This window comes from Galbibacter sp. L-19 (assembly GCF_056857615.1).
The window spans coordinates 1-3,601 of record NZ_JBSXNL010000001.1; the positions used below are offsets into that span (position 1 = coordinate 1).

2 protein-coding genes are annotated in these 3,601 nt (G+C 32.5%); one reads left to right on the forward strand and one right to left on the reverse strand.

Annotated elements, in window-relative coordinates; translation table 11 throughout:
- Positions 1-965: 965 nt before the first annotated feature.
- Positions 966-1,805 carry a DUF1853 family protein gene (locus AC13CQ_RS00005; RefSeq protein ID WP_008614933.1) on the reverse strand — a complete coding sequence of 280 codons (840 nt, stop codon included), beginning with the start codon at positions 1,803-1,805 and terminating at the stop codon, positions 966-968.
- 245 nt (positions 1,806-2,050) lie between these two features.
- Here AC13CQ_RS00005 and AC13CQ_RS00010 point away from each other — a divergent pair, with 245 nt between their 5' ends.
- A complete protein-coding gene (locus tag AC13CQ_RS00010) occupies positions 2,051-3,331 on the forward strand; it encodes a serine hydrolase domain-containing protein (protein WP_008614931.1) in 1,281 nt (426 codons plus the stop codon).
- The last annotated feature ends 270 nt before the right edge of the window (positions 3,332-3,601 follow it).

Consider the following 3,601-nt stretch of genomic DNA (forward strand, 5'->3'; position numbering starts at 1 on the left):
CACGCTAAATTTACCACTTTCAAAATCTGCAACAATAGATTTTTTATACGCTTCAGAAAACTTACGGGATTTCTTAATTAATTTTATAGTTGCTTTCATATAAATTGACTTTAAGTGGTCAACCTATATCAGGGAAGTACAGCAGTAGGCAGTAGGCAGTAGGCAGTAGGCAAAGAAAAATTTTTTTGAAACATCACAACAATATAACTCAATAACTTATTAACTTTTTTAACTCAAAGGGGCAAAGTTGTAAATGTGTTAATTTGAAGATTTGAAAATGTGGAAATGAAATGAAGACCGAAGTCGGGAGGCTATATGCTATTTGCTGTAAGCAGTGTTCAATGTTCAATAAGCAGTTTTTTCTTTGTAACATCGTAACTGCATAACAGCGTAACTTTTTACTTCGGGCTTCGGACTTCCAACTTCTTTCTTTTTCAATCAAGAGTCAGGAATCAAGAGTCAAGAAAAATCTATACTCTCTTCTCTTTATTCTATATTCTTTATACTAATTTGAAGATTTGAAAATGTAGGAATAAGAAATAAGTCAGAAGACTGAAGACCGAAGTCGGAAGGCTTTATGCTATAAGCTATACGCTGTAAGCAGTTTTTTCTTTTTAACTCAAAGTGACAAAGAGGCAAAGGTTCAGAGGGGTAAAGTTTTAAATTTGTGAATGAGTTAATTAGATGATTTGAAGATAAAAAAGGTTTGAAGGCAGAAGTCCGAAGTCAGGAGGCTTTATGCTATAAGCTATTTGCTGTAAGCAGTTTTTTTTATTTTCAGAAAAATCATTCTTCCTTATTTTTATTCTTGTTTCCTTTAACTCATTAACTTTTTTACATTCCTGACTCTTGATTGAAAATGTATGCCTACTGAACATTGAACACTGCATTCTATCTTCAGACTTCCGACTTCTTCAATCCTTCAATCCTTCAATTTTTCAATTTTTCAATATAAAGGAAAGTATTCAGTTGTCAGTTTTTTCCTTGTAACTCCACCATACTATAAAAAACTTTTGGAGGGTTCCGTTGGGGAATTTAATCCAACATAAAGGAGCCATTTTTTGAGCTATTAACTCTCTTATAATTATAGAAAATTGAGAGTATGTTTGCCAAGCTACATTAGAATGAACTTCTACGAGCCAATTTTTCTTTGAAGGGATATAAAATTTACAATCTTTAAACCGATCGATTTCTGTATGATTGATATAAAAACCGCTTAAGCAAGCTTCATTTAACGTTTTAAACTCAACTTGCCTCTTAGTATACGGAATAAATAATTGAGCTTTAAAAAGGACTCGTTGCTCTATAGTTTCTGCTTTTAAATTTAAAGCTTCTAAAGCTGTTTTTGCATGTATATTATAGAGTAGGGGAAGTTGCTTTTCTTTTAGTTTGGTAAGTTTCTTTAAAAGGGTGTCGTTTCTATTTGGACCAATCCAATGTTCTATTTCTGAGGTTCCTACATTTTCATCATATAAATAAAACTTATATATAATTTCTAAATGAATAGGCTTTTCATCATATTCTAGAATACAATCAAACTCTCCTATGGTTTGCTTTCCATTTTGAACTTGAAAATTCTCTAAGAGAACATTAATAAATTCATATTGAGATAACTGCGTACTAACAAATTGTTCTACCAACTTTCCCAAACGCAAATTACTAGCTGTTACTCTATTAAAAACAGCTGTAGCTACCATTGGTAAATACAGCTGTTTCAAACCATATAATTTAGTCTGTTCCCATAACAAAGGCGTATTTAAATAGCCTTGGTATTGGAGTTGTATGTTTTTAGATTTAGTATCCATAACCACAAAAATAGTATTAAGTATATAGTACTAAGTATTAAGAAGTTTTTTTTTGCCACGAATACACTAATTAATTTTTATTACTATTATCATTATTAACAGGGAAATACATTAGTGAATTTGTGACTGAAATTTATAGAAACTATAAAGAATGTACTACTATTCTATGTCCAATAAACATAAGTAATGTTCTTGAAATAAAATTATTTTATACTTTTATTCAATATTTAAAAAATCAACATATCATGACCCAAAAACAGATCCTTCAATTTATATTCTTTTTAGTAGTATTTACAAGCTTTAGTAACGTACTCACAGCACAAAGTTTAAAACAGGTAAAACCTGAAGAAGTAGGTTTTTCTACTGAAAGACTTACATACCTTACAAAAACATTTCAGCAATATTCAAAAGACAAAGAATTAGCAGGATCGGTAATTTTAGTAGCAAGGCATGGTAAAGTAGCTTATTTTGAAGCAGATGGGTATCAAGATGTAACACAAAATATCCCGATGCAGAAAAATTCTATGTTCAGAATAGCCTCTCAAACAAAAGCTATAGTAAGTGTAGGAATTATGATGTTGCAAGAAGAAGGAAAATTATTAATATCGGATCCTGTAGGAAAATATATTCCAGAATTTAAAGAAACAACGGTAGCGGTAGCAAAAGAAGATGGAAGTTATGATGTAGTAGCTGCTAAACGCCCAATTACAATTCACGATTTACTTACGCATACCTCTGGAGTTGGTTATGGTGGAGGTGTAGCAGCCAAGGAATGGGAGAAAGCAGGAATTCAGGGTTGGTATTTTGCTGATAGAAAAGAACCTATCCAAGAAACCGTAAAGAAAATGGCAAGTTTACCTTTTGAAGCACAACCTGGAGAAAAATTTGTATATGGTTACAATACAGATATTTTAGGAGCTATAATCGAAATTGTTTCTGGAAGTAATTTGGATAATTTTTTACATACCAAAATTCTTAACCCGCTACAGATGGGCGACACCTATTTCTATGTACCAGCGGATAAAAGTAAGCGCGTAGCAACTGTATATTCGGCTACGGAAGATGGAATTGAAAAAGCTCCTGTAGAAGGTACTATGGTTTCTCAAGGTAATTATGTTAGCGGACCAAAAACGAGTTTTTCTGGTGGCGCTGGACTTGTAAGTACTGCAAACGATTATGCCCGATTTCTACAGATGATGCTAAATAAAGGAACGCTAGATGGTCAACGTATATTATCTAGAAAATCGGTGGAATTAATGACCACCAATAATTTATCAGAAGCTAAATTTACCACTACAGGAGCCGTAGGATTTGGTTTAGGGTTTACTGTTTTAGAAGATTTAGGAAAAAGAGGAACCTTAGGCTCGGTAGGAGAGTACGGTTGGGGAGGCGCATACCATTCTACGTATTGGGTGGATCCTGCTGAAGACCTATTAGTAGTTTATTTTACACAATTAATTCCTGCTAACGGTTTGGACGACCACGATAAACTTAGAGCTTTAATTTATCAAGCTATAGAAGATTAATTTCTCCTCACAGAAGAGTTAAATTCTACTTGATGATTCTCTTTTTTAATACGTTTTAGGTAAAAAATAGAGCTGTTTACGTAAAAAATAGAAGTTTTTACGTTGCCTAACGTAAACGCATACGTATAGAACCCGTTGTGCATTTAGAAAAAGTTGTGCAAACTGCTAAAATGCAGTAAATTGTAGTAACCACACTATAATTTATATGCACAACTTTCAAGCAAATTACGACAAAATCCTCAAGGTTTTAAAAGAATTGGATTGTAAAAT